The sequence below is a fragment of the Ruegeria sp. BC3 genome (genome assembly GCF_056539265.1).
In genome coordinates this window covers 86785-110342 of sequence record NZ_JBQFUP010000010.1, presented here as the reverse complement: position 1 = coordinate 110342, position 23558 = coordinate 86785, and the positions used below count along the sequence as shown (strand labels likewise).

Here is a 23558-nt window from a genome sequence, read left to right as displayed (position 1 = left end):
GCAAATCCGCCGCATAATCAAACCAACCAGATGAGCCACATCCTCTCTTAGATCAGAGCGCCATCTGTCCCAAAATCCCTGACGACGGACAGTCGCCAAGGTCAAGGCCGCATATACCCTCACCGCTCATCGGGTTGAAGCGTTCTGATCTTTGAACCACGTGGCGAAGCCGGCTCCCTCCTTACTTTCAATAGCAATCCGCGGATCCCACGGCGCTATTGCTTTCTTATTCCCCTCTCTTTCGAATGCGCTTTCGACGATCACGAAGGCGAAACTATCCGCATCACAGACGTTGCTGTTGAGGGTGAGGAATGTAAGCTTTCTGCGCTTGGTGGTGAATTACGCAGTATTTAGTTGCGGACTAAACAGGCGTTCACTCATAGGACTTAACCTCCTATTTCGCTTGGGTCGACTGTTGGAAGCAACATCACGCGACCCCAAAGGGCCGCACCATTATATTTCTGACGCGACCAGCTTGCAGCAATCGCATTGCTCATTAATTCAGAATGCGTATCGCAACCCGACCAGGAATCCACCGCCATCAATTCTTTGAGAATAGGTAGAGCCGTCGCTAAGCGAATAATCGGCCTCTGCGAACGAGCTCACATACCGGTATTCTGCAGACAAGAACACCCGCTCTCCCGTCCAGTACCCAAGTCCGAGAATGGCCTGCGCGGCAGCTTCTGTAGCCCGGTCCTCTAGGTCGCGCATTCCGCCGGGCAAAGTCACGCTTACGCGAGAGTATTCAGAGCTGATGACCCCGAGACCGAAGCCTACATACGGCTGAAAACGCCGGCCCTTGTTGAAGTCATAGTATCCATTGAACATAAGGCTTGTAGTCCGGGCCTCTCCTGCCTCTGCGGCAAGTAAAGAAAAGCTCACTGCTCTGACGTCTGTCTTGAAATAGCTGAGACCACCTTCCAAGCGCCATCCGCTCGGAAACGCATACCCAACCGAAATCACACCCATCGGTCCATAATCCGCATCGACATCGCCGACGACGCCTACGTCCGGAATTTCGAATGAGTTTTCGCTAAAAAAGTCGCCGGCCGCCCCCAACATTCCGCTGACGTAAAACCCTTCGGATTGTTGGGCGTCCGCAGGCGATACACACATACCCCACAGACCCGCCGCAGCACCAAGCAGAACGTATCTTGTCGCCTGAGTTCGAGCTTTCCCAGTAGTGTGCATGTTCATCTGCCACATCCCTTCTTTGTTCGAAAGATACTTTGTGCATACACGGTTTCTTTTCACCGTCAATCGGCCGAATTGCGCGATGCTGTATCTCCGCCCCGAGCTGGGATGCCGTCATCTACCCTGGCTTTGAAGGCGGACCACCGACCGTTCATTGCTATATCTGTGAGTGTCAGAGGTGTGACGCTTCCGGCATGGGCTCAGAGGGGTCGTTCGTTTCGTTCCGTCTCAATTACCGCTCTGTAGATGAAGCTGCCTTGCGCACCTGCGGCTATTGCTGGCGCGGAACTGGTTTGCAGTTGCGGCGCACTTTTCGCTGCTTTGTAGCCAACGTGGTCAGACCGGTCATTCGTTAGTGCCGATTTCTACCGAACTAAGACTGCACTTTCGCTGCAACCTGGTCAGAGCATCGAGACGCGAACAAGGTAGACAAAAAACTCCCAGCCTTTCGCCGACCGCAGGTGAACGATCTCCTCAAAACAGGCTATTCTGGCTCGGCTTTTGGATGAAGTGAAGGACAGCTGATGCGTCCGTAGCCTAGTTATGCCGGAGGCTGCAGTACATTGATTAGTTGCAAAGTGTCGTAGCCGTTTGCCCGTAAAATCGCCTCCGCTTCAGTACGACGTGTCTGAGAAATTTCTGGTGTTCGGGCCAGTATCCAGCCTGCGCCGCCGGAAGGCACGCCGACGACTGCTGTCATGTAATCGTCGTCCACCCACAGAATCCAATAGTTGCCTCGGACGAACGGAACCCCGTCGAAGCTGACTTTAAGTTGTCCCGGTCCAACTACTTCTGCAGCACCGGCAATCTGCTTCGCTGGGCCGTCTGGCGCGCCCTCCCTGCAGGTATTCAAAACACTGATTGAATTGGAGCCAAGCGAAGCGTATTCCGCCGTGGTGGCAGTACAGTCTTGTTGAAACGAGACTGGAAAGCGAGCAATTTCGTACCAAAGGCCTAAATACCGAGCTGCATCGAAGTTGTTAACCGTGGACATCGGAACGGATTTATCTCGATAAGAATTTCCGCACGCGGTTAAAAGAAGAATTAGAACAACAAAAAGATATCGCATACTGCCAATGAAGCCCATTGCTAAGGTTTGCGTCAAGGACGCCACGCTTGACGACAAAAGTACCAACAAAGGCAGGAGCGATCATCTGACTATCTTTCCGAGAGCTTTTTTGCCCGCTGAGCGGCTATTCTTCACGGTAATCCGAACTTTCCGCCGTGAATTAGGGCTTCAAGCAACGGTGAAAACTAACAAAAGCTCGTCTTCTAGAGGTTTGTGGACAAGGCTGCCAACTTTACTCCGCGGCGCGAGCAATTTGACTGGCCGCACCACATAGTTGCTTCGAATTTGCGGTCTATTCAATTTCAATGAGATCGGTGATCCCCTGGAGCAACTCCACATCTTAAAGAGCTTGGAAAGTTGTTTGCCTTTGGTGCTAAGCTATCTGGAGCACGGTGAAATTCTCCTAGAGGAAGTGAGGAATAAAAGAATGAAACCAATACCGTTAGCCGCTTGCGCGATCCTTTTCACTGTGTGTGGTGTCCAAGCTCAAGAGCTGAAAAAGGGCCTAAAAGATGATGCCGCCACGTGTCTAATCGAGGCAGAGTGGCCTTTGATTGAAGAAATAAGCATCAATACCAGACTTTCACAGCCATATCTGAAAGAGGTAGTTGGTATCATAGTACGGGACCTCGAAAACCCAGAGTTTATGATACAAGCTTACAGAAAAGTTGCCGAAGATTTTGGCGATGACCCGTCCGGCTTGAGTGCGTCAAGAAGAGCCGAGTGTTTGGAGCCTTTATTGAGTCAATAACAAGCTCTTGAACGGTAACGGGAGCCGAAGCCAACAACTTGGCTAACTGCATGGGGCAAAGGAAACTCGCGTGTTCAGTGGGCTAATCTAGAACGACGTCCCAAAGCAATTGAACCGAATTCTGGGCTAGTCTGACTTTGTCACCAGCAATCGTGCGAAGTGTCATCCGACGTTCTGGGTGCAATTCGTCTTCATGTTATACAAATGCTATCGATAGTTCAGAAAAAGAAGGACAATCCCAACTTGAACTGCCGATCTGGCCCACCATTTGGCTTGCGTTCCAAGGCGTAGTAACCAACGCTCACGTCCATTGCAGTGCCTTTGGATTCGTTGATTATTGAAGTCTTCCCAACAGTCAAGCCAAGCGGTATCGCCCATGCTTCGTCGTTACTCGCTGCGTTCCAGTTGTAGGACAACACGTTGTTGTATCCAAAGTACCAGCCTTCCCCCAATCCATAGGTCAAAATGGGTTGGAGGATCGTAACGTTAAAATCGTTTTCGCCCCACATATGAGCGATAACACCGCCCCATGATAGGTCACCCGTTTGCCCAAACATGACAAAGGCAGGGCCGGCGCCCCAACCAGCACCCTGTAAAGCGTCATTTGTGTGCGTCGGCAAGGAAACCTGAAGACCATACCCCAATGCGATCCCGCTGGCCCCCGGTGTCGGGGAGTAGAAAGCTTGCACGGTTGAGTCACCTATACCCCAAGTCAGGTCATCCTCCGGCGAGGGGTTGACGATTCCGGGCGGCAAAACGGCTCCGGGCTGAACGCCTTGAATGGGTATAATGCCCCGCAAAACCAACGTCGCGTCTGTCAACGGCACCGAATAAACCGGTTGCAACTGAAAATTATAGCTGTCGTCGTCGTTTGTTCCTGTCCGGAAAGCGACCGTGTTATCAGTGATCAAGGCTTTGGTGTCGGCAAGCGGGTTGGCTGCCTTGCGCGCAGCCTGACACGCGGCGTCGCAAGCTTGGGCGTCACGAATGCCAAACGTGAGGCACATGACAGCAGTGATAGAGGCGAAAAATATCTGCCTCATACTGAATTCAGGTTGCGTCAACATTTGATCCTATCCCGTTCGCTCATGATGTATTGACCAATTTCACCGCCTCTGGTGGTGTCATTCTCCCGCCAAGTAATCGTTGATTGCGTCAATCGCCGCGTATGTGAAATCATCGTAGAACGCGCCTGTCGACTGAGGTTGTGAGGCTTGCCTGATGAAGGCCGTGTTGTTAGCCCGATCAATGTAAATCCACTGACCGTGAATACCGAGCGCTGTGAAGGCTTCACGGCCTTCGTTGTGACGCACCCACCACTGTGCACGATAGCTACCTTCTCCATCGGGCATTTCGTTGACATTGGGACCGTTCGTCCAGGCGTCTCTATCACCCCCTGTTTCCAACGCTTCGATTACGGCCTCAGGTACGACGACTTCACCGTTCACCATTCCATCATTCAGCATCATGGCAGCAAATCGTGCCAAGTTGTGCGGTGTTGCATTCAGTCCACCGCCAGCAAATAGGGTGCCATTTTGATCAAGCAAAACGTAGGTCTCACCTTCAGCGCCGACCTTCTCCATTAGTTCTGTGAGTTGGTCAAAGAAAGACTGATCTGTCACACGATTGGTGACCCAGTTGACCACGTCTGTTTTGGGGGTTTGGTAGTGAAACACTTCTCCATGTGCATGTTCTGGATCAATGTCCAGGGTCGGCAAATACCCATAAATGCTGTCAGGCAAGTCCTCTCCAGGGTTGGAGGGAAGCAGGCCAAGAACGCGTCCATACTGTTGGATACCGGAATTGGGGTCAGCATATTCTTCCGTAAATGCCATAGAATTAGTCATATCCAAAGCTTGTCCAAAGGTCGCTTCCCCAAAAGCTCCAGAGGGTGCCAGTTCCGGAATGATTTCTTTCAAAGGAGCGTCTTCTTGAACAAGCCCTGCATCGACGGCCATCAAGCCAAAGAGACCTGCAAAGGACTTAGTTACCGACATCATTTGATGCGGTTGATCGGCGTGCATTCCGTTCAGATATCTTTCAAAGACAATTGTGTCGCCACTCAGAACCAAAAACGCATCTGTGTAAGTTTGCTCTAGGAAGTCATCGAGACCTACATTCTCGCCATCTGGATGCGCGATGCTTAGTCTTTCAATCCCTCCATCTGGGGAGACCCTCAGCTTGCGTGGAGCTGTGGAGGGAGGGATGTTCGCCGAGGGATAAAATTGGCGCATGTTTTGGTACGACCATCGATTGTATGGCACACCAAACAACGCATTGTTGCGAGTGACACGCTTGTCGGCCGGAGGCGGAAAGCCCTTCATGAGACCGAGTTCATTATGTGTGGCGTAGGGATTGTCCCCATGCTCATCGGCTGACGAAAAAGTCGCTGAAATAGCAAGAATTGCGGCTGTTGTGGCAAGCGTTTTGATCAACATTTTTTAACTCTCCCAAGATGAGATTAACACATCAGGTTTTTTGAACGCTCGCAACTTTCCTGCGCGAGCAACTCTTGAGGAATTGAAAAAATGAAAGTCCGTTCTGGGCTCAAAGCAGTCTTTCGCCGCGTAATGCATCAATGACCGCTGTGCGGACGGAGCTGCCTGATGCGTCCGAAGTGAAAAACACCTTGATTGCTCGACCGATTCACTGTGTTGTCCGCGGCGGCGCGGCATCATTTCCAAAAACCGGACATTCGAATCGTGCAAAAGGTCCAAAACCAATCCGGCCATTGACTGCACGACCGTCGGATGTTTCACATGCGGCCGTAATCGCCGTTTGCTGAAGTGCCGCTCGGGTAGATTTCCTTGGAAACCGGACCCCGACTGACCGTCAAGTGACGGTTGATTTGGCGGAGCCGGCCTGATTAACTCACCGAGTTCGACCAAAGTGAATTGTTGGGATTTGATTTGATGATGAACCGCAGAATGTTGCTGGGAACTTCCCTGGCTGCGTCGGCACTGCTAATCGCCGGATGCGCCGCTACGCGTCAAAGTATCGTGCCCGGCAGTTTTGCTTGGTTTGATCTGATCACCAGCGACCCTGATGCGGCGAAGTCCTTTTATGGCGGCATGTTCGGCTGGCAATTCGGATCCCCGGCCAGTGACGGGTATATTCCTGTCAGCGGAGGTGGAGAGGCGCTGGGCGGTGTGATTGCTTCTGCCGATGCGGGCTCTGATGTCGAGTTTCCGTCGCAATGGGTCCCCGTGCTGACCGTCGTCGATACCATCGCCGCAACGAAGGTTGCCCTGGGCAGGGGTGGCAAGCAGGTCAGGTCTCCCTTCGCCACATCTGCCGGGACGTTCTCGACCATTCGCGACGCAAGCGGGGCGTTGCTGGTGCTGTATGACGGGCCGGGCGGGTTCCCGCTGAACGGTTCACTGCGGGAGAACACATGGTACTGGGCCGATCTTCTGACTGACAACCCCAGCCGGGCCCGGTCTTTTTATCACGCGCTCGCCGGATGGGAGACCGCGCAGAAGAATGGTCAAACCGTCTTTTCCAGCGGTGGCGCCGTCCGTGGCGGGTTGGTGCGGATATCCCGACGCAAAGCGGAACCGACATGGCTGCCCTACGTTGGTGTCTCGGATATCGGTCGGGCCATTGCCCGGTCTCAGGAACTGGGCGGAGGCCCGCTGACCGTCGCAGAAGATGCAGCCGTGCTGCTCGATCCCACCGGCGCGGCGGTTGGGGTGTCGCTGATCGGAGGTGCGGCATGATGGTGCCCATACTGCGCCTGACCTTGCCCGTGGCTCTTGTCGCTGCGACCTTCGCACTGACCGCCTGCGGGCCTACCACTGGCCAGCCCAACGTGCGGACCGGCGTTTCCGTCCATGTCGGCTATGGTCGTGGCCCCTGGTGGCGCTGGGGTGGTTACTATCCGCGCCCGCCGGGCGTTCTGCCGCCCGATGTCTTACCACCTGAGCCCGGCTTGCCGATCGAACCCAGCCCGCCAATTGCGGTTCCGCTCCCGGAACCCGATTTTGGTGGCGGCGATTTCGGAGGGTTTGACGGCGGCTTTGATGCTGGCGGTTTTGATCTCTGACCCGGCAATCCGGCTGAGCAATCAAGGTGATTTCGCTGCATCAGCGACCGGCAAAAACGTCCGCGTTGCAGACACGGCCCCTTCTGTCTTCGCTGCGGACCAAACGAGCGTCCGGTTCTAATGCTGCCTGCGGCTGGCCAAGAGTTACTGCGGGATGCCGCAGTTGCGAACTTGACAGAAGCAGGGTGTCTCCCTTGGCCTCCATTCGGTCATCTGACGGTTTTACCCAGATGTCCGCAATCTGCGCATTTCGGACATTCAATACCAACCTCCACCGCAAAGCGGCATCCGATCGAGAATTTGTTCGCTAGCCTTAAGGATTGCCGTCGTATCGCAAACCGCCATGACCTAGGTGGTGAGCTGTTCCTGTCGGCAATCCGCGTCGTCGCTACCGTCATCTTCTGGTTATCCGGCCAGACCCTATTTCAGCAGGTCGGAAAGTGGTGGACCCCGCCACTGATCTTCTATGCCTAACGCCTTGCACCCTTGTTTGATGCTCTTGCGCATTTTGTCGAAATCCTTGGGCTTCTTAAATATGCCATGAGTCGGAAATGTCTTTTCCGTCTCCTCAATGAGCTTGCGCAACGTGATTTCCAATCCCTCGTCCGGGGCAATCCCGCGCACCTTTTTGATGCGTTCGGCCATTGCGTAGAGACAAAACGCTCGTTTGCTGTGTTTTGTAAAACGCTTGTCTTTTATGCTCGGCCGACCCGGCTGCCTCTTCTGGTTTTCGAGCACTTTGGATATTATCTCAAGCTGCTCATATTCGAGACCCTTCAACACCAACTCTCGCGCCCTTTCAGATGCGCCCAAGCCAAGGCCGATGCCGCGTAGGGGGTCCGGTTTGCCATGGTATTTCTCTGCAATCTCCTCGTCCGAAAGGAAAATATCTAGCAAGCCCTCCGGCTGATGATCATCGCTCATGACTGCGCTCCTATCCTGACAACCTCGCCGCGCAAGGCAAAGAGATAATCGCACCACTGCTCCATCAGTTTGCGCCGCTTCTGGAACAGATCTGAGCGGGCATACGCGGCCTCAACCTTGTCTGCTTTCACGTGGGCAAGGGCTGCCTCGGCAACTTCGCCAGGAACGTTGGTGCGTTCCTGCGCCCACGTCCTGAAAGATGAGCGGAAACCGTGAACCGTGCTGTTGATACCGAGTTCCCTCACCAGCTTGGAAAGGGTCATGTCGGAAAGCTGCTTGCCTCGGGCGGATGGAAACACCAGCCCGGTTCCATCGCGCAGAACTTCCGCTTGCCGCAAAACTTCGACAGCACGGCGCGATAGCGGCACCCGATGTTCGCGGTTCATCTTCATTCGCTCTGCCGGAATGATCCACACAGCATTCCCAAGGTCAACTTCTTCCCAACGGGCACCGCGCACCTCGCCGCTACGCGCGGCAGTCAGAATCGTGAACTCGATTGCCAGCTTGGTGGACGCCCAGGCTTTGGATGCCTTAACGGTCTCGATGGCATCGGCAACCTCATTGTAGGGAAGCGCACGGTTGTTCTTTTGCTTAAGTTCCAGTTTCGGTAGTGCAAGCGCATCACCGGTCGCCGGGTTGGTGTCTCGCAACCCCTCGGCAACCGACCACTTGAACACGCTGAGAATGCGGTGTTGCACCTTCACGCTCAGGTTCGGCACCTTTTCACGGCAAGCTAGAACAGCACGTCTTATGTCGGCAGAGGTTACATCGGCAACGTCGGTGCTTCCGAAATACGGGAAGGCGTAGGTTTTTAAAGACGACAGGAACGCCTGCGGCTCCTTCTTTCCCTTCCATGAAGGCGCCAGTTCATCGCGGGTACGCAGTGCAGCCTCGGCAAATGTCAGTCGCTTCGCGGCCTCGGCCTTTGCTTTCCGTTTTTCCGAAATTGGATCGCCACCGGCAGCGGCAACCCTCTTGTTTGCCAGTGCAGTTTCACGGGCTTCTGCCAGCGAAACTGCAGGATATCCGCCCAGCCCGATATCGCGACGCCGCCCGTGTATCGTGATGCGTTGCATCCAGTTTCGGCGACCGCTGTCCAGAACCCGAAGGATGAGCCCTGTCCCTTGCCCGTCTGGGTAACGCCCCGGCGGTAGCGCAGCGACGCTTCGTGCCGTCAAACTCTTACTATCCAATTTCCGCGTCACTTAATCTGCCCCACAATCTGCCCCACAGAAAAACGTAGAACTCACCGCTTCTTGTTGGAACCCGTTGGAAGAAAAATCAACCTAAATAACGTTAATTTTAATAGTAATTTGGAAGCAGCTGTAACGCTTTGGAAACAGTCATGGCTGCTACCACCCCAGCCACCTTTTCCAGAAAAGCTAGGAAAATAAGGGGCGACAGAGCCTCCGGAAAATTCGATGTGACACAGCCAGCCAAAAATCGACCCAGCAGTCGGTTGCGCAAACCCCGTTACCATGCCGGTCCCTACCTCATGCGCCGTGGCCGTATTTTCTATTTCCGAAAACGCCTGCCAAAAAAACTATCAAACCAGGTCCCAAACCAGTTTCTTTGTCTGTCGCTGCGAACCGACCTCCCGCTCGACGCCGTGAAGCGCGCAGCCGCGTTGCTCACCGTCCTCGAGCAGATGGAGAAAACACACGTGGACGCACTGACCAAAGATTCGCCTATGCATTGGCCCAAGAAACCGGGCGCGTCTGAACGCGCCCAGTTTCGTCAAGTCGCGACGTGAGAAACATCCTTGTCCGGCGAATAAATGTCCAGGATGTTCCAATGACCGGTCGTTGGTGTCGGGTTGTTGATCATTGGCACGTCCAGCACGGTTGGCTTGCCACTGGCGATTGCCGCTTCCAATGCGGGCAACAGTTCGTCGGCAGCGCTGAGTCTGTGCCCTTCCGCGCCGTAGGCTCGCGCTATGTCGGCATAGCCCGGTCCGTTTGCGGGTGCGGCGGCTGATCCGGGGAACGTGGTTCCATAGGTCAATCCGTAATGCGCCTTTTGAAGGCCCGCGATAGTGCCGAAGGCGTTGTTGTTCATAACCAGCCAGATGATGCCCAGATCAAGCTCGACCGCGGTTGCCAGCATCGACGGATTCTGACCGAACCCCCCATCGCCAACAAGACTTATCACCACACGGTCAGGGGTTGCCAGTTTTGCGCCGATCGCGCCCGGAGGACCGAAACCCATCGTCGCGAACCCGCCCGGCGTCAGGATAGAACCCGGTGTCAGAATATCGAACTGTTGCCCAACACCGTTCTTGTTCCAGCCAACGTCCGTGGTGATGATGGCATCCTCAGGCAGTGCCTTACGGGTATCCGCCAGAATACGCTCGGGCATCATCGGAAAGGCCGATGAGGTCGCCATTTCCTCGTTGCGCGCTTTGAAGTCCGTCCGGAAGCCAGCGATCTTCTGCTCCAGCGTGGGGCGCTTGAAGCCGTCCGGATACATCTCGCGGGCGACCCGGTTGAGGACGCGCAATGCGGCCTTGGCGTCAGCAACGGCTCCGATCTCAGTGGGATAGTTCCGACCGATCTCCTGCGGTTCGATGTCGATATGGATGACCTTCGAGCCGGGAATGTTGAACGTATAGCCGGGATACCAGCTGGAACAATCGGCCTCTTTGAACCGGGTTCCCACCGCAAAGATGTAGTCCGCATTCAAGCAGGACTGGTTGACCAATTCGGTGCCCCAAAACCCGGTCATTCCCAGTACAAGCGGATGGTCGTCTCGCAACGCGCCTTTACCCATCAGGGAATGCGCGACGGGCAGGCCCATATGCTCAACAAATTCTCGCAACTCCTCGCTGGCCTGTGCCAGAAGAATACCGCCTCCGACATAAGCGACTGGGCTTTCGGCTTTAGCCAACGCTTCGACAATCTCGCCCGCTGTCTCGTCGTCAATCGACGGTTTCTTGAGAGCGCGCGTGTTGTCGCGAATACGGTCGAAACTGTCCGAGGGGATCACCTCTGAAAAGATGTCCATGGGAACATTGACCAGTACCGGCCCGGGCTGGCCGCTTTCAGCCAGATGGAACGCCTTTTCAAGAATCTCGGCCATTAAATCTGCACGGTCGACCCGCCAAGCGCGCTTCACGAAGGGTCGGTAAATCTCCCATTGGGCTGCGTCTGCATGCAGGTTCACTTCCTGATGCGGATGTTTACCGTAGTAATGCGTGGGAATGTCACCCGCGATCACGACCATCGGGATACAGTCCAGTGCGGCGTTGGCGACCCCGGTGGCGCAATTGGTCAGCCCTGGGGAGAGATGGGACAGCACCACCGAGGCCTTGCCCGTCACGCGGGCATAAGCGTCCGCCGCGTGGCTGGCTATTTGTTCGTGCCGTACGGTGACGAAATCGATGGGGCTTTCCGCCAGCGCGGCCAGAACCGCTATATTCGTGTGACCGCATAGACCGAACACATGTTTGACCTCACGACGCTCAAGGAAATCGACGATGTGCTCAGCAACGGTTTTGCCTTCCAATTTAGCCCCGTCCATCACGCGACCTCCTGTCCGTAGAACTCACCGAACAAGTCCGGCTCCGAGGGGCGATCCTCGGGGATGGGTCGACTGACCCAAGTGTAGTTCATCATGTGTTTCATGGTGACGTTGTCGTTGGTGATGTTGCCCCCCCAAATGCCGCAGCCCAGGCTGCTGGTCATAGGCATGCCATTTGTCCAGGCACCCGCATTGGCCTTGGATTGAGGCTGTCGCACCATCATACGGCTGACCGGAGCCAGACGCGCCAACCGGTCGATGTGATCGTCATTGTGGCTGTAGATGCCGCAGGAATGGCCCTTTCCCCCGGTGTTGTAGATCTGGCTGACCGTTTCCAGCGCATCATCGAACGTTTCGAAGTGATAAAGCGCCATCAGCGTGGTCAGTTTTTCCTTGGAGAACTTGTGCTGCGGCCCGATTTGCCCCTGATTTTCAACCATCAGAAACTTGCGATCTTCGGGGATGCTAAAACCGGCGACCTTGGCCGTTTGCTGCGGCGGACAGGCAATGGTCGGAAACGTACGGTTTCCCTTTTCATCCCACATGGCCGCTTCGAGCATGGCCTTCTCTTCATCCGAACACAGGTAGCCTCCCTCGGCCTGAAGCGCCTTGACCATATCGTCGTAAACTGAGCGCTGGATGATGATGTTGCCGTCGGCCGAGCAGCCCGACCCAAAGTCGGAGGTCTTTGAAATACGGGTATTCCGCGCGGCGATATCCAGATCGGCTGTCTCGTCGATGACGATGGAGGAATTCCCCGCGCCGACGCCATAGGCCGGACGTCCGGAACTATACGCCGCTTTGACCATCGGCTTGCCACCCGTTGCCAGAGTCAGGTCGCAGATCTCCATCAGATGTTGCGTCATTGGAATCGACGGTTTGCGAATGGATTGGAACAAGTCCTCGGGGGCACCGGCAGCACGACAAGCTGCACGCATGACTTCGACCATTTCATAGGTGGTATGGGCGGTTCGTGGGTGCGGACTGAAGATAACCGCATTCCGGGCGTTCGCGGCGGAAACGCCGGTCACCGGTGGCGTCATCGCCGGGTTGGTCATCGGGATCAGCGATGCGATCACACCGGCAGGTTTGGCATATTTGACCAGACCCTTTTCCTCATCAACCTCGACAATACCGGTCGATGGCGTGCGCAGGACATCACGCAATACCATATGGATTTTGAAGCGCTTCGCAGGGCGTCCTTCGCGATCTCCGATGCCGCTCTCGTCCACGCCTTGCTGGGCCAGACGGGTGAAGGTTTTCTCGTTGCCTGCGTACCATGCAATGGCCTGAGACAAGCGGTCCAGCCGATCCTGATCCCAATCCTCGATTTCGGCCATGGCAGCGCGGGCGCGCGCCAGCATATCGGCCGCGATTTGTCGGTCGTTTTCAGTGAGCTCTTTGCCCATGATGATCCTCTTGGTGTTTTGGAATTGCTGCATCGGGCATACGACGCTGTGACCGCGCCTGGCCGAAAGTTCGCTTGGCGTGGCTGAGACAGCGACGCGCGTGTTCTTCATATCCCAACTCGGCAACGCGGCTTTGGTTGGGCAGTTCAATAGAATAGTCGACGGGCGGCATCCGTTCGATGATGCCGGCGAAGTCAATCCAGCCTTCTCCGGGATAGAGCCGCGCATCGCGGGCCAGCTGGATCATGCCCTCTCGCGTATCGGCGATCCCGGGTAGGCAATCGGAGATATGCAGGAAGTGAAACAACTCCGAGGGGACGTGCAGAAGCTCTCCGAGATCAACGCGACTGAGGTGCAGATAAAGCGTATCGACCAGAATACCGCCATTCGGTTGATCAGAGGCGCGGACAATATCCAGAGCCTCATCCAGAGTGCGCAAGCGAGAGAAGCTTGGGAATTCCAAGTCCACTGTTAGCCCGTAGGGCGCCGCCAGTTCGCAGGTTTCAGAATAGACGTCGATCAGGAAGTCACGATCATCGCGGGTGTTTGTCCACGCGCTCATGATCATGCGTTTGGCGCCCAGCTCCCCGCCCACCTCCAACGAAGGCTCAAAACCGCGCGGATCGACATCTTCGGTGATGCGCGCAAGCTCGACATCAAGGACTTTCAAGCCTGTGGTTGAGAGAGCCGTTTTGGTGGCCTGAACCTGCGCCTTGTCGATTGGAGACTGAGTGAATTCACCGGGCACATGCATCGGAATAAACCGAGGGCTGACGGCATCGTAACCGGCCCGCGCGGCGATATAGACCAACTCGGGCGGCGTACAGCCAATCAGCGTCAGATGCGCCAAGGAATAGAGAGAGGGGCTTGCGCCAGCCTCTTCGGGTTTCACCATGAACGACAGCTCCACGTGTCTGCGAATCTCAAATTCATCACACGTAGTAAAAAATATCTGATATTTTTTAAAATATCAACTTTTAATACTGAGCAGGAAATGAAAGCGCCCGGGCAACTGCCCGGGCGTGTTTTACATTCTTGTTGGCAGAGCCTTAGAGAGTAACCCAGTCACCTCCGGACTGGTGAGAGCGCACGGAGGCTTCAATAAACCGGACGCCATCTGCACCTTGTTCGACACTGGGATAAGTAAGCCAATCATCCGGAACGGTAACGCCATCCCGACGCGCGGCTACGGCCATAGCAAATTCCGTATAGAGGTTGGCCCAGGCTTCGATAATCCCTTCTGGGAAGCCGCGCGCGGTCCGGATTAGACGTTCTGCGCCGGGGCCGATGCCATGCCCGTGACCTCGGCTGATGATACGATCCGGCTCACCGAACCGATTGAACTTCAGCTGCTCCGAGTTCTCCAAATCCCATTCTAGCCCGCCTTCGCTCCCGAAGATCCGCAACCGCAACCCACCCCGATTTCCGGGGGCAAGGCGTGTTGCCATCAAGGTTCCCGGAATTTCATTTTGGTAGCGGGTGAACATGAACACCGTGTCTTCCAAAGGCTTTGGCGCGCCGCAAACATGGAACTCGGCCCTCAGGTCGGTCAAGAGCAGACCCGAGACAAAGCTGGCGAGATGCGCGGCATGGGTGCCGATATCGCCGACACAGCTGGTCGGACCAGAAATCTTTGGGTCCAGCCGCCATTTGACGTGGGGCGCATCAGCCACATCATCGGGCGTCATCCAGTCTTGCATGAACTCGACGTGGATTTGGTTGATTTTACCGATGCCGCCTTCCGCCACGATTTGTTTGGCCTGACGGATTACTGGAAAACATGACATCGCATAGCCGACAGCAAAGATGTGTCCCGTGCGCGCGGTAATCTCCTCAATCCCTTCGGCCTCCGCGACTTCGTTGGTCAGGGGCTTATCGCACAGCACGTCAATGCCCGCCTCCAGAAAGGCTTTGGCCGCTTCGAAATGAACGTGGTTCGGGGTGGTGATCATGACGGCATCTACGCCATCCGGGCGTGCCGCCTCGGCCTTTGCCATCTCGTCGAAGGACGCATAGCACCGGTCGGCCGGCAGGAACCACTCGGCCCCGCGCGCCTTGCTTCGCATGGCGTCAGAACTGAGCGCTCCTGCGACGACCTCCCACCGGTCGGTCATCCGCGCGGCCGTTGCCTGCGTGACAGAGATACGTCCGCCGCCAACAACACCCAGCCGCAAACGGCGAGACAATCGGGGGAAAGGTCCGTCAAAGTTCAGGTCTTCGGAAAAAAGTCTCTCAGCCATTCTGAATCTCCATTTCCGGGACCCGTACGCCTTCCGGCAGCATTTCCACCGCCATGAAAATGCTGGGGGTAATCGTCTCGTACTGATGCCAGGGATAGTTGCCTTCGGCGTCATACATCGGTTTGTGCGTCGAGCCGGGGGCCATGAATTCTTCGAGGTAAAGGGATTCAACATCCCGCTCACGGCATTGCTGCATTTTCCCAAAGCCTACGATTTGTGTATGCACTTCGCGAAACCCCGGTACCGGGCAGAACGGATGATCCTTGTGCAATCCGACATTCAGCGGCACCGAGCCGGAATGGTACATGGTCAGCCCAACGTTACCCACAAAGACCTTTGGCGACATGTAGTGGCTGACACCGCGTAAACGCTCCTCTTGGCGAACATCAAAAGCAGATGGCCATGTATCTTTCACCCATGCGAACAACTCGTTGTCATCGGCATGGGCGTCGAAATCGTGGACAATGACTGCACGTTCCACGCCGCTAAGCGTGCTGTCTTGCACGATCACGGAGGAAAGCGGTGCAACGGTTTGATCCTCGACAGAGAGATTTTGCCCCCCAAGGTTAAGGACGATGGCGCGACCCTCGATAGAAATTCTGCGCTCGTCAGTTATGTGCTGGACGCGAAAGAATGGCTGAGCAAAGTCGAGTGTCTCAATCGGCATGAACCAATTCCTTCCTCTCATCGTTAAGGAAATCGACCGGCAAAGGCTCCGGAGCCGCGCAACGGCTTTCTATCGTTTGATAGGCGCCGAATTTCGGTGCGCGTTCAATTGCGTCCATGACCTCGAAAACGTGGTAGGCAAGCGCTCCACTTGCACGAGGTTGGCGTCCTTCTTGTGCCGCCAGGGCCAGATCCAAAAGGCCGAGACCACGGCTGTCCTCATTGAACCCATGTTTGTTGTCGACCACCTGCCAGCCATCGCGACCGGTTGGGCGCGGCTGATGAGACCAGCGCGAGGTCTCCCGCGTTTTCAGCCAGACATCCCCCTGAAAGATGTTGGCACCATGTACCGGGTCAGGGTCTGGGATGCTGATGGTGCCTTTTTCACCGTAGATCTCGAACCGCGGCGTTTCGCTATCCCAGACGTCAAAGCTCATGGTCATCGACCCTATAGCCCCGGAAGAGAACTGCAGCAGGCTTAGGGAATGCGTGTCGACCTCGACATCCATCCATTCACCGTTGCGAGGGCCGTTTTCGATCATCCTTTTGTCGAACGTGCGCCGAGCCATTCCGGCGACCCGGTCAACCGGACCAAGGCAGCAAACCATGGCGGTCAGGTAATATGGCCCAAGGTCCAGCAAGGGCCCGCCACCGGCCTGGTAGTAGAAATCCGGGTTGGGATGGTGGCGTTCCGTCCCGTGGGTACCGACATGGGCAAAAACCCCTGTCGGTTTGCCAATGGCACCCTCATCGATCAAGCGCCGAACGGTTTGCCAACGACCGCCCAGAAATGTGTCGGGTGCGCAACCGACCAGTAGCCCCTTTTCAGAGGCCATGTGCAGAATCGTCTTACCATCCGTTCGATCCATAACCAGCGGCTTCTCGGAATAGACGTGCTTGCCCGCCTCCAACGCACGCAGGCTGATTCCGGCATGCGCCGCCGGAATTGTCAGATTCAGAACGCAGTCAATCGTCGGATCGTCAAACACCCCATCTGGCGCACAGGCCTTGGCGATACCGTATTGATCTGCCTTGGTGCGGCTTTCCGAAGGGTCAAGGCTTGCACAAGCCACGACCTCAACGTTTGAGAATTTGGATAGTGTTTTTAGATAAATATCGCTGATACGACCACAGCCGATAAGGCCGACCCGGAAGGATTTCGATGTCTCACGTGTCATCATTCCTGTCTTCGTAGAGGGGTAAGTAATTAGGGGGCATCGGCCCTTTGTTGCGGCCACCCTGGTTCATCTGTTCCCAAGCGTGGGCGAGTATTCCGACCGAGCGGGACAGGCAGAACAGCCCTCGCGACAAGGGCGCGAGAAAGCCAAGTTCACAGAAGATCACAGCTGTCGCGCCGTCGATATTCATGGCAATTGGCCGACCGCCGCGTTGACGACCCAGTTCGGCTTGAACCTCTTCTCCGATATCGGCAAACCGGCCAGAAACTGTGCCTTCTGCCGCCGCATCTCGAACAAGTTGCATCAATCGTGGTGCGCGTGGATCGACGGGCTTGTGAAACCTGTGACCAAAGCCCGATACAATCTTGCCGTAGGTCTCGCGCCAACTGTCCAAGCCATCCCGAACAGCGTCATTCAGCGAAGCTCCTGCATCCAAACGGACCGCGATATCATAGTACAGCTCTGCACACTGCTCGCCCGCCCCGCCGTGCACGTCGCCCAGCATGTTCACCGCGGTTGCCATCGCATTATTGAGACCTACCCCGCAGGTGGCGGCCATACGCGCAGCCGCGATTGAGGGAGCCTGTGGACCATGATCCACGCCTGCGACCAAAGCAGCCTCGAACAGACGCGCCTGTGCGTCGCTGGGCAGATCACCCCGCACCATCAGCCAGATCATCTGCGGGAAAGATACGCTCCCGATCAGGTCCTCTATGGCGTTGCCACGAAAAGCGATCTGACCGGGCTTCATGTCGATGATGGAGGTACGCCACCATTGGCGGATAGCTTGCTCGTCGTTTGTCATACCGTTGCACCTCTAAACTCGCGCATGCGCTGCTGACGAAGTGAATCGAAAACGCTTTGAAGACGACTGATTGAGGCGGTGCAGCCGGTGAAGATTTCAAAAGACGCTGCAGCCTGATGAACTGCCATTCCAGCACCATTCATCACTTTTAACCCAGTTGTGCGGGCGCTTCTCAGAAGGTGTGTCTCGAGCGGGAAATATACTATATCTGCCACCCAAGCATCCGGCCGCAACAATGATGGATCAATCACCGACCCGGGGTACTTATCCATCCCGAGCGGTGTTGCATTGACCACTCCGTCCACAAATTTGACCCGTTCCAACGAAATCGAGGGGGAACCCTGAAGCTTTGCACAAGGGCGCAAGACCTTTAGTCGACTGACCAGCGCCTGCGCTCGGTGGAAGTCAGGATCGATGATCTCCAGGTTTCGAACACCTGAATCAAGCAAAGCCAAAGAGACTGCACTGCCCGCGCCTCCAGCACCAAACATGAGAACCGTTTCAGCCTTCGATGATCCCAAAAAATCTCCGAAGGCACTGTGGAAACCTATGTAGTCGGTGTTGTGGCCAACCATTCGGTCGTCACAAAAAACCACCGCGTTTACAGCTTGAAGCTCCTCAGCGGTTTTGGAAAGCTCATCGAGATGATCAATGACTGATGCTTTGAAGGGGTGTGTCACGTTGACCGCCGCACAGCCTAATTCAACTGAGTAATGCAATAAATCAGCGACCGACATTCCACGAAATGGCTCTTTTGCCGTGTCGATCCTACCGTAGCTCAGATCGATACCCTGCGCCCGGCCCTCCGCCTCGTGCATCTCAGGCGTCATGGAGCCAGAAATCCCTTGTCCGATCAGTGCGGCCTTCATATTAGGTTGTTCCTTCCGCCACGTGGTGTCGCGTTTGCGCCGCTAATCGAAACGCAGCGTTACGCGCGCCATAGCCGGCGTAACCAGTTCGGCGCTCAACAATTTCAAAGAAAAAGCCGTTAAAGATGGGGCGACTGTAGATCTGAAAATACTCGGCACCCGCCGCCTGGTCGTAGAGTATGTTATCCCTGCGCATTTGGGCGATCAGGTCTTCACTTAACCCGAATGTCGCTTGCAGATCAGCGTAGTAGTTTTCTGGGATGGACAGACTGGGAAAGCCGGACTTCCGCAATTGGGCCGAGGTTTCAAATATGTCGTCCGACTGGAAGGCGATGTGCTGAACACCGGCGCCAAAACCGTCTTCAAGGAATGAAGCCGCCAGTGTTCGACGCCCAACTGCTCCATTCAGGTTTAATCGCACTTCGCCCTCGGGGCTTTCGATGGCTTGGCTTTGCACAACACCCGACGGGTCGGCAACGTTCACGATCGGGGATTTTGCCATCTCAAAAGTCGAAATGTAATAGAGCAGCCAGCTTTGCATCTCATCGTTACGCATCGTCTGTGCCAGATGGTCGATGCGGCGCAGACCGGCGGGCTGGATCGCTTTGGTCTTGGCGACTGGCTCGAACTCGATGTCCCAAACCCTATGCAGATCGGATTTCTCATCTATGAAATGGACAACATTGCCACCAACACCTCGGATGGCCGGGATGTCCAGTTCCCCGGTCCCTACCGGCTGTGAGAAATTCGGCGCGCCCAACGCGGTCGCTCGCTGAACCGTCTGATCCGCATCTTTGACACGCAACCCCATATCACAAACGGACGGGCCGTGACCCAGAAACGCCGAATGGGCAAAACCTTCCTTTTCGGTATTCACGACGATGTTTATCGCGCCCTGCCGCCATAGCTCGACGGACTTGCTTACGTGTTTTCGCTCCATTCGAAAACACATTGCTGACAGCATATCTGCCAGCTGCGCACCGCTTGTTTCGTCGGCTGTGAATTCGACGAATTCGAAGCCTGACGCATAGACGCGTTCCGGCAGGTCCGGGGTGCCGAAATCGGTTCCCGGCTCGGTCCGTGATACCTCATCCAAGAGGTTCACCAGCGACCTGTAGCTGTCTCGGGCCAGTGTTCGGCCACCGGGTTGAGGAGCTGCTTCGTTGACGCGCGCAATGGACCAAGGCCCCTTGTACCCGGCGCGGGACAACACGCGTACGAAGCCTGCAAGGTTCAGCGATCCAAGCCCCGGCAGAAGCCCAAAGTGCCGTTTGAGCCGACGTATGTCCATCTCAAGTCGGGGTGCATCGGACAGTTGCACATGGAACAGCCGCTCTCCAGGAATGTCCCGAAGGCGGGCTGGTTTGGAACCGTCGGCAAGCGAGAAGAAGGAATTCAAGGCCAACCCCAGATGAGGGCTGTCGACAGCTTCAACGACGCCTAACGCCTGTTCATCCGAGTGAATAAGACCCGACCACGGCAAGCCCATATAGGCCAGACGCATCCCCATTTCTTTCGCGATCTCGGCCGCCTCGCCAAGATCTGCGATTACCTGTTCTTCGGTCGCGGCGGCATCGACCTCGAAGGCAGACCCGATAAGCAGCAATTCCGTTCCCAGCTCGCTCATCAGGTCGAGTTTGCGCTTCAGCCGATCAAAGGCGTGCTCTCGTCCACCGCCGGACTGGCCTTCAAGGTTATGGAAGGGTTGCAGCAGGCAAATCTTAAGGCCGAGATCTGATGCAATGTTCCGAATTTGCGATGGCGGCCCATCAAAAGCGGTCAAATCCGGTTCGTGTAATTCGACACCCCCGAATCCCGCGTCAGCGATAGCACTCAGCTTTTCAGCCAGATCACCGGGGATCGACGTTGTCGAAACCGACAGGCACATTATCCCTGATATCCAAACATACGCGGCAACCACAGGACCAAATCCGGCATCAGCATCATTATCACCAAGGCGAAGATGAGAACCGCGAGGAAGGCCCAGATTTCGGAGATGATTTCGCGCAGCGGAATGTCCGTCACGGCGTTGATCACAAAGAGTAGAATGCCGTAGGGCGGCGTGATCAGACCGATCATCGAGTTCACGACGACCAGCACCCCGAAATGCACCAGATCAATCCCAAGCGCTTCGCAGGTTGGAATGAACAGGGGCACAATCACCAGGATGATCGTTGTTGCGTCTAACACGCATCCCAGCGCGAGGATCAGCAGGTTAACCAGGATCAGGAACACAATCGGGCTTACATCAGAACCCTCCAGCAGTGCCGAGATCGACTGCGGTATTTGCTCCTGAATAACGATGAAGTTCAGAATAAACGCGCCACCAATGACCACCCCGACCGCTGCGGAAGAGCGCGCGCTGTCGACGAACACTTGATAAAGGCCACGGAAGGTCAGCGCGCGGTAGAATAACGCTGCCAGTAGCAAAGCGTAGAATGCAGCAACTGCGGCGGCTTCGGTCGGAGTGGTGACGCCGCCATATATGCCGTACAGCAGGATTGCGGGCATCAGCAGTGCCGGAAACGCGTTCGCGGTTTTAGCCGGCAATTCGCGCAGCGGAACGGGTTCTTCCAATGCAAAGTTCCGCTTGCCGGCAAGATAGTAGTTCATCGCCATGAGGACGACGCCCATGATCAGGCCCGGAAGAATACCGGCCAGGAACAGCGACCCGATAGAGGCCTTGGAAACGAGCGCGTACAAAACCATCGGGATCGAGGGCGGAATGATCGGGCCAATCGTCGCCGACGCCGCCGTGATTGCGGCTGCGTAACCTCGGCTGTAGCGGCCATCTTTAGTCATCATTTCAATGATAATCTTGCCGATCCCCGCGGCATCCGCGACAGCCGAGCCGGACATACCGGAAAAGATCAGAGACGCTACCACGTTGACGTGCCCGAGACCGCCCTTGAACCGACCAACAGCGGCGACGCAGAAGTTCAGCAGACGGTCCGTGATCGAGCCCGCGTTCATGATATTGGCGGCGACGATGAACAAAGGCACGGCAAGCAGGATCGTGCTTTTGTAGAAGCCTTGCAGGATCTTCTCGCCTGCGAGTGCTACGTCCAGTCCGGCTGTGCCCAGATACACCAATGAGGCCAAAAGGATGGAATAGCCGATAGGTGTCCCGATGCCTGCCAGAAGAAAGAGAGCGAGCAGGCAGGAAAGAAGTTCAAAACTCATTTCTTAACTTCCTCGTCCTCTTCGACGTCGACACGGGGATGGTCGTCAACCACGTTGTACCCAACAACCAGTTCCAACTCTGTCTTTGGGGGGCCATTGCGCATGACGTCGAAGAATAGCCACGCGTAGCGCGCTGCTACGACCAGCATGAATACCGCGTAAATCGAGAATACTGTGCGCAAAGGTATCTTCTCGCCGGAAAACGGATTGCGGACAGTCGATGTCTTGCGGATTTTCATCCAATCGATGTAGTCCCACGTCGGAAGGAAGCTGTAGAGCATACCGACCACGATCGCTGCGGCCGCCAGCATCGCAAAGACCTGCCGCACGCGCATCGGCACGGAAAGGTAGATGATGTCGAACTTCACGTGATCCCGTTCTCGCACTATGAAAGCGCAACTGAAGAAGATCACCCAGACCCAGAGGATGCCGATCAGTTCAAGCGTCCAACCGGCGGGGGTAAAGAAGTAGCGCAAGAGTATTTGCAATAGAAAGATCAAGAAGATTGCCGCCAGCATCCCGCCGGCAATCGCTTCGGTCAGTCGGGAGAACCCCTTTATAAAGGCTTTCATTGTGGTTCTCCCTCCCTTGTCTTTCTGGGCTCAGTTGCCCAGAGCGTTGATCTGATCCAGAACGCCTTCGGGCCAGGAACCCGCGAATTCGCTGTCCAGATACATCGACTGTACCTGATCACGGAACGCTGCGAGATCGGGTTCGTAGATCTCCATCCCCTGCTCTTTCAGGAAGCTGACAAGGTCTTCTTCTTTCTGAAGCTGTTTCTGGCGACCGGATTCAGCCGCTGCATCCGCAGCTTCCTGAACCTTGGCTTGCTGTTCCGGTGTCAGCCCGTCCCAAACCTCTTTGCCGATAGCGATATAGTTCAAGTCGACCAAGTGCGATGTCAGTATGATCTGATTGGTCACTTCGTAGAATTTGGCATCAACAACGGTTGGCAATGGGTTGTCCTGACCGTCAACGGCACCGGTCGACAGAGCTGTGTAAACCTCTGAGAACGCCATTGGTGTCGGGGCAGCACCCAGCGCTTTGCCAAGGAACTGCCACGCATCTGTGCCCGGCATCCGCAGGTTCACACCCTCCAGATCAGCCGGGGTGCTGACGGTCAGTTCATCCTTGGGTTGGCGCAGGTTCACCTGACGACGGCCCAGATACATGACCGACAGCAGTTTGACGCCCAGTTCTTCTTCGGCCTTTTGCTTAAAGGCATCCATCAGGGGATCGTTAAAAACAGCCACCTGATGCGCGGCGTCCTGGTGGACATAGCCTGCTGTAAAGATCGAAAACTCGGGGAAGAACTGTGCCAGTTCCTGAGCCGAGGTGATCGACATTTCCAGGTTACCCCGGCTGATGGCGTCCAACTCCGTACCTTGGGCGAAGATGGTTCCGTTATAGCTGGGCTCGTAGCTTGCGAAATCAGCGACCATGGGTGCGAAAACCTCGGCCATGGCGACCGAGCGCTGATCGGTCTCCGATCCTGATGTTGCGAGGCGAAGTTGCACTTTGTCTTCCGCCAGCGCACCACTTGTTGCGCTAAACAGAACACCGGTTGCGACCAGGGCTGATACAGCAGCCCGGCGGGTAAGTTTGGTAATCACTTTGCTCCTCCCTGAGACATCATGATGCTTCTTTTTTGCGATTCAGAGTTTTGACCTATTTTGGACATTTTGCAAGATTTTTTACAAAATATC

Annotated in this window: 22 protein-coding genes; 4 read left to right on the top strand and 18 right to left on the bottom strand. The window is 55.6% G+C overall.

The genetic code is table 11. The features are described 5' to 3' along the window. Nucleotides 1–501: 501 nt before the first annotated feature. Together ACR0MV_RS20245 and ACR0MV_RS20240 are read right to left on the bottom strand one after the other, a co-directional pair. A complete protein-coding gene (locus ACR0MV_RS20245) occupies nt 502–1197 on the bottom strand; it encodes a porin family protein (protein WP_480703485.1) in 696 nt (231 codons plus the stop codon). Nucleotides 1198–1735: 538 nt separating this feature from the next. Next, nucleotides 1736–2299 carry a lipocalin family protein gene (locus tag ACR0MV_RS20240; RefSeq protein WP_480703483.1) on the bottom strand — a complete coding sequence of 188 codons (564 nt, stop codon included), beginning with the start codon at nt 2297–2299 and terminating at the stop codon, nt 1736–1738. Between the two features lie 391 nt (nt 2300–2690). On the opposite strand from ACR0MV_RS20240, the gene ACR0MV_RS20235 reads away from it, so the two are divergent. Then, entirely contained in the window at nt 2691–3014 is a 324-nt protein-coding gene (locus ACR0MV_RS20235) for a hypothetical protein (protein ID WP_480703482.1), read from the top strand. 218 nt (nt 3015–3232) lie between these two features. Here ACR0MV_RS20235 and ACR0MV_RS20230 read toward each other — a convergent pair whose 3' ends face one another. Together ACR0MV_RS20230 and ACR0MV_RS20225 are read right to left on the bottom strand one after the other, a co-directional pair. Next, the gene (locus ACR0MV_RS20230; RefSeq protein WP_480703481.1) at nt 3233–4057 is read right to left on the bottom strand and encodes a hypothetical protein; all 825 of its coding nucleotides are present in this window, start codon (nt 4055–4057) and stop codon (nt 3233–3235) included. An 81-nt stretch (nt 4058–4138) separates the two neighbouring features. Beyond that, entirely contained in the window at nt 4139–5452 is a 1314-nt protein-coding gene (locus ACR0MV_RS20225; protein ID WP_480703480.1) for a serine hydrolase domain-containing protein, read from the bottom strand. 474 nt (nt 5453–5926) lie between these two features. Here ACR0MV_RS20225 and ACR0MV_RS20220 point away from each other — a divergent pair, with 474 nt between their 5' ends. Continuing rightward, complete coding sequence (locus ACR0MV_RS20220) at nt 5927–6733, top strand: VOC family protein (RefSeq protein ID WP_480703479.1); 807 nt, start codon at nt 5927–5929, stop codon at nt 6731–6733. After that, the gene (locus ACR0MV_RS20215; RefSeq protein ID WP_480703477.1) at nt 6730–7059 is read left to right on the top strand and encodes a hypothetical protein; all 330 of its coding nucleotides are present in this window, start codon (nt 6730–6732) and stop codon (nt 7057–7059) included. Before ACR0MV_RS20220 ends, ACR0MV_RS20215 begins: the two co-directional genes overlap by 4 nt. 420 nt (nt 7060–7479) lie before the next feature. On the opposite strand, the gene ACR0MV_RS20210 is transcribed toward ACR0MV_RS20215, so the two are convergent. Together ACR0MV_RS20210 and ACR0MV_RS20205 are read right to left on the bottom strand one after the other, a co-directional pair. After that, nucleotides 7480–7983, bottom strand: a complete 504-nt coding sequence (locus ACR0MV_RS20210; protein ID WP_480703476.1) for a hypothetical protein — start codon at nt 7981–7983, stop codon at nt 7480–7482. Continuing rightward, nucleotides 7980–9161: a tyrosine-type recombinase/integrase gene (locus ACR0MV_RS20205; RefSeq protein ID WP_480703475.1), complete on the bottom strand. Its 1182-nt coding sequence runs from the start codon at nt 9159–9161 to the stop codon at nt 7980–7982. Before ACR0MV_RS20205 ends, ACR0MV_RS20210 begins: the two co-directional genes overlap by 4 nt. Before the next feature lie 167 nt (nt 9162–9328). Here ACR0MV_RS20205 and ACR0MV_RS20200 point away from each other — a divergent pair, with 167 nt between their 5' ends. Continuing rightward, the gene (locus ACR0MV_RS20200; RefSeq protein ID WP_480703473.1) at nt 9329–9736 is read left to right on the top strand and encodes a DUF6538 domain-containing protein; all 408 of its coding nucleotides are present in this window, start codon (nt 9329–9331) and stop codon (nt 9734–9736) included. On the opposite strand, the gene ACR0MV_RS20195 is transcribed toward ACR0MV_RS20200, so the two are convergent. From ACR0MV_RS20195 to dctP, 12 genes are all read right to left on the bottom strand, one after another. Then, on the bottom strand, nt 9721–11502 hold the full coding sequence (locus ACR0MV_RS20195) for a thiamine pyrophosphate-binding protein (protein WP_170602883.1): 1782 nt from the start codon (nt 11500–11502) through the stop codon (nt 9721–9723). The two genes, ACR0MV_RS20200 and ACR0MV_RS20195, sit on opposite strands and share 16 nt — an antisense overlap. Next, entirely contained in the window at nt 11502–12911 is a 1410-nt protein-coding gene (locus tag ACR0MV_RS20190) for an aldehyde dehydrogenase family protein (RefSeq protein WP_480703472.1), read from the bottom strand. The genes ACR0MV_RS20195 and ACR0MV_RS20190 overlap by 1 nt, the downstream gene beginning before the upstream one ends. Next, nucleotides 12892–13806, bottom strand: a complete 915-nt coding sequence (locus tag ACR0MV_RS20185; protein ID WP_480703470.1) for a sugar phosphate isomerase/epimerase family protein — start codon at nt 13804–13806, stop codon at nt 12892–12894. Before ACR0MV_RS20185 ends, ACR0MV_RS20190 begins: the two co-directional genes overlap by 20 nt. A 154-nt stretch (nt 13807–13960) precedes the next feature. Beyond that, nucleotides 13961–15151 carry a Gfo/Idh/MocA family protein gene (locus ACR0MV_RS20180; protein ID WP_480703469.1) on the bottom strand — a complete coding sequence of 397 codons (1191 nt, stop codon included), beginning with the start codon at nt 15149–15151 and terminating at the stop codon, nt 13961–13963. Continuing rightward, the gene (locus ACR0MV_RS20175) at nt 15144–15818 is read right to left on the bottom strand and encodes a hypothetical protein (protein WP_480703468.1); all 675 of its coding nucleotides are present in this window, start codon (nt 15816–15818) and stop codon (nt 15144–15146) included. Before ACR0MV_RS20175 ends, ACR0MV_RS20180 begins: the two co-directional genes overlap by 8 nt. Beyond that, nucleotides 15808–16995, bottom strand: a complete 1188-nt coding sequence (locus ACR0MV_RS20170) for a Gfo/Idh/MocA family protein (RefSeq protein WP_254445877.1) — start codon at nt 16993–16995, stop codon at nt 15808–15810. The genes ACR0MV_RS20175 and ACR0MV_RS20170 overlap by 11 nt, the downstream gene beginning before the upstream one ends. Further along, nucleotides 16985–17800: a citryl-CoA lyase gene (locus tag ACR0MV_RS20165; RefSeq protein ID WP_480703466.1), complete on the bottom strand. Its 816-nt coding sequence runs from the start codon at nt 17798–17800 to the stop codon at nt 16985–16987. The genes ACR0MV_RS20170 and ACR0MV_RS20165 overlap by 11 nt, the downstream gene beginning before the upstream one ends. After that, nucleotides 17797–18669, bottom strand: coding sequence for a shikimate dehydrogenase (locus ACR0MV_RS20160; protein WP_480703465.1), 873 nt, complete (start codon nt 18667–18669; stop codon nt 17797–17799). The genes ACR0MV_RS20165 and ACR0MV_RS20160 overlap by 4 nt, the downstream gene beginning before the upstream one ends. Before the next feature lies 1 nt (nt 18670). Next, nucleotides 18671–20557 carry a bifunctional sugar phosphate isomerase/epimerase/4-hydroxyphenylpyruvate dioxygenase family protein gene (locus ACR0MV_RS20155; protein WP_480703464.1) on the bottom strand — a complete coding sequence of 629 codons (1887 nt, stop codon included), beginning with the start codon at nt 20555–20557 and terminating at the stop codon, nt 18671–18673. Continuing rightward, entirely contained in the window at nt 20557–21852 is a 1296-nt protein-coding gene (locus ACR0MV_RS20150; protein ID WP_170328647.1) for a TRAP transporter large permease, read from the bottom strand. Before ACR0MV_RS20150 ends, ACR0MV_RS20155 begins: the two co-directional genes overlap by 1 nt. Then, entirely contained in the window at nt 21849–22424 is a 576-nt protein-coding gene (locus tag ACR0MV_RS20145) for a TRAP transporter small permease (protein WP_170460347.1), read from the bottom strand. Before ACR0MV_RS20145 ends, ACR0MV_RS20150 begins: the two co-directional genes overlap by 4 nt. Nucleotides 22425–22454: 30 nt before the next feature. Then, the gene (gene dctP, locus ACR0MV_RS20140) at nt 22455–23465 is read right to left on the bottom strand and encodes a TRAP transporter substrate-binding protein DctP (protein WP_170429695.1); all 1011 of its coding nucleotides are present in this window, start codon (nt 23463–23465) and stop codon (nt 22455–22457) included. Nucleotides 23466–23558: the final 93 nt, after the last annotated feature.

Excerpts from the sequence above, each read along its gene's own strand:
- ACR0MV_RS20245 (WP_480703485.1), bottom strand. The coding sequence starts at position 1,197 with ATGAACATGCACACTACTGGGAAAGCTCGAACTCAGGCGACAAGATAC.
- ACR0MV_RS20235 (WP_480703482.1), top strand. The coding sequence starts at position 2,691 with ATGAAACCAATACCGTTAGCCGCTTGCGCGATCCTTTTCACTGTGTGT.
- ACR0MV_RS20230 (WP_480703481.1), bottom strand. The coding sequence starts at position 4,057 with ATGAGGCAGATATTTTTCGCCTCTATCACTGCTGTCATGTGCCTCACG.
- ACR0MV_RS20225 (WP_480703480.1), bottom strand. The coding sequence starts at position 5,452 with ATGTTGATCAAAACGCTTGCCACAACAGCCGCAATTCTTGCTATTTCA.
- ACR0MV_RS20220 (WP_480703479.1), top strand. The coding sequence starts at position 5,927 with ATGATGAACCGCAGAATGTTGCTGGGAACTTCCCTGGCTGCGTCGGCA.
- ACR0MV_RS20215 (WP_480703477.1), top strand. The coding sequence starts at position 6,730 with ATGATGGTGCCCATACTGCGCCTGACCTTGCCCGTGGCTCTTGTCGCT.
- ACR0MV_RS20210 (WP_480703476.1), bottom strand. The coding sequence starts at position 7,983 with ATGAGCGATGATCATCAGCCGGAGGGCTTGCTAGATATTTTCCTTTCG.
- ACR0MV_RS20200 (WP_480703473.1), top strand. The coding sequence starts at position 9,329 with ATGGCTGCTACCACCCCAGCCACCTTTTCCAGAAAAGCTAGGAAAATA.
- ACR0MV_RS20195 (WP_170602883.1), bottom strand. The coding sequence starts at position 11,502 with ATGGACGGGGCTAAATTGGAAGGCAAAACCGTTGCTGAGCACATCGTC.
- ACR0MV_RS20190 (WP_480703472.1), bottom strand. The coding sequence starts at position 12,911 with ATGGGCAAAGAGCTCACTGAAAACGACCGACAAATCGCGGCCGATATG.
- ACR0MV_RS20185 (WP_480703470.1), bottom strand. The coding sequence starts at position 13,806 with ATGGTGAAACCCGAAGAGGCTGGCGCAAGCCCCTCTCTCTATTCCTTG.
- ACR0MV_RS20180 (WP_480703469.1), bottom strand. The coding sequence starts at position 15,151 with ATGGCTGAGAGACTTTTTTCCGAAGACCTGAACTTTGACGGACCTTTC.
- ACR0MV_RS20175 (WP_480703468.1), bottom strand. The coding sequence starts at position 15,818 with ATGCCGATTGAGACACTCGACTTTGCTCAGCCATTCTTTCGCGTCCAG.
- ACR0MV_RS20170 (WP_254445877.1), bottom strand. The coding sequence starts at position 16,995 with ATGACACGTGAGACATCGAAATCCTTCCGGGTCGGCCTTATCGGCTGT.
- ACR0MV_RS20165 (WP_480703466.1), bottom strand. The coding sequence starts at position 17,800 with ATGACAAACGACGAGCAAGCTATCCGCCAATGGTGGCGTACCTCCATC.
- ACR0MV_RS20160 (WP_480703465.1), bottom strand. The coding sequence starts at position 18,669 with ATGAAGGCCGCACTGATCGGACAAGGGATTTCTGGCTCCATGACGCCT.
- ACR0MV_RS20155 (WP_480703464.1), bottom strand. The coding sequence starts at position 20,557 with ATGTGCCTGTCGGTTTCGACAACGTCGATCCCCGGTGATCTGGCTGAA.
- ACR0MV_RS20150 (WP_170328647.1), bottom strand. The coding sequence starts at position 21,852 with ATGAGTTTTGAACTTCTTTCCTGCCTGCTCGCTCTCTTTCTTCTGGCA.
- ACR0MV_RS20145 (WP_170460347.1), bottom strand. The coding sequence starts at position 22,424 with ATGAAAGCCTTTATAAAGGGGTTCTCCCGACTGACCGAAGCGATTGCC.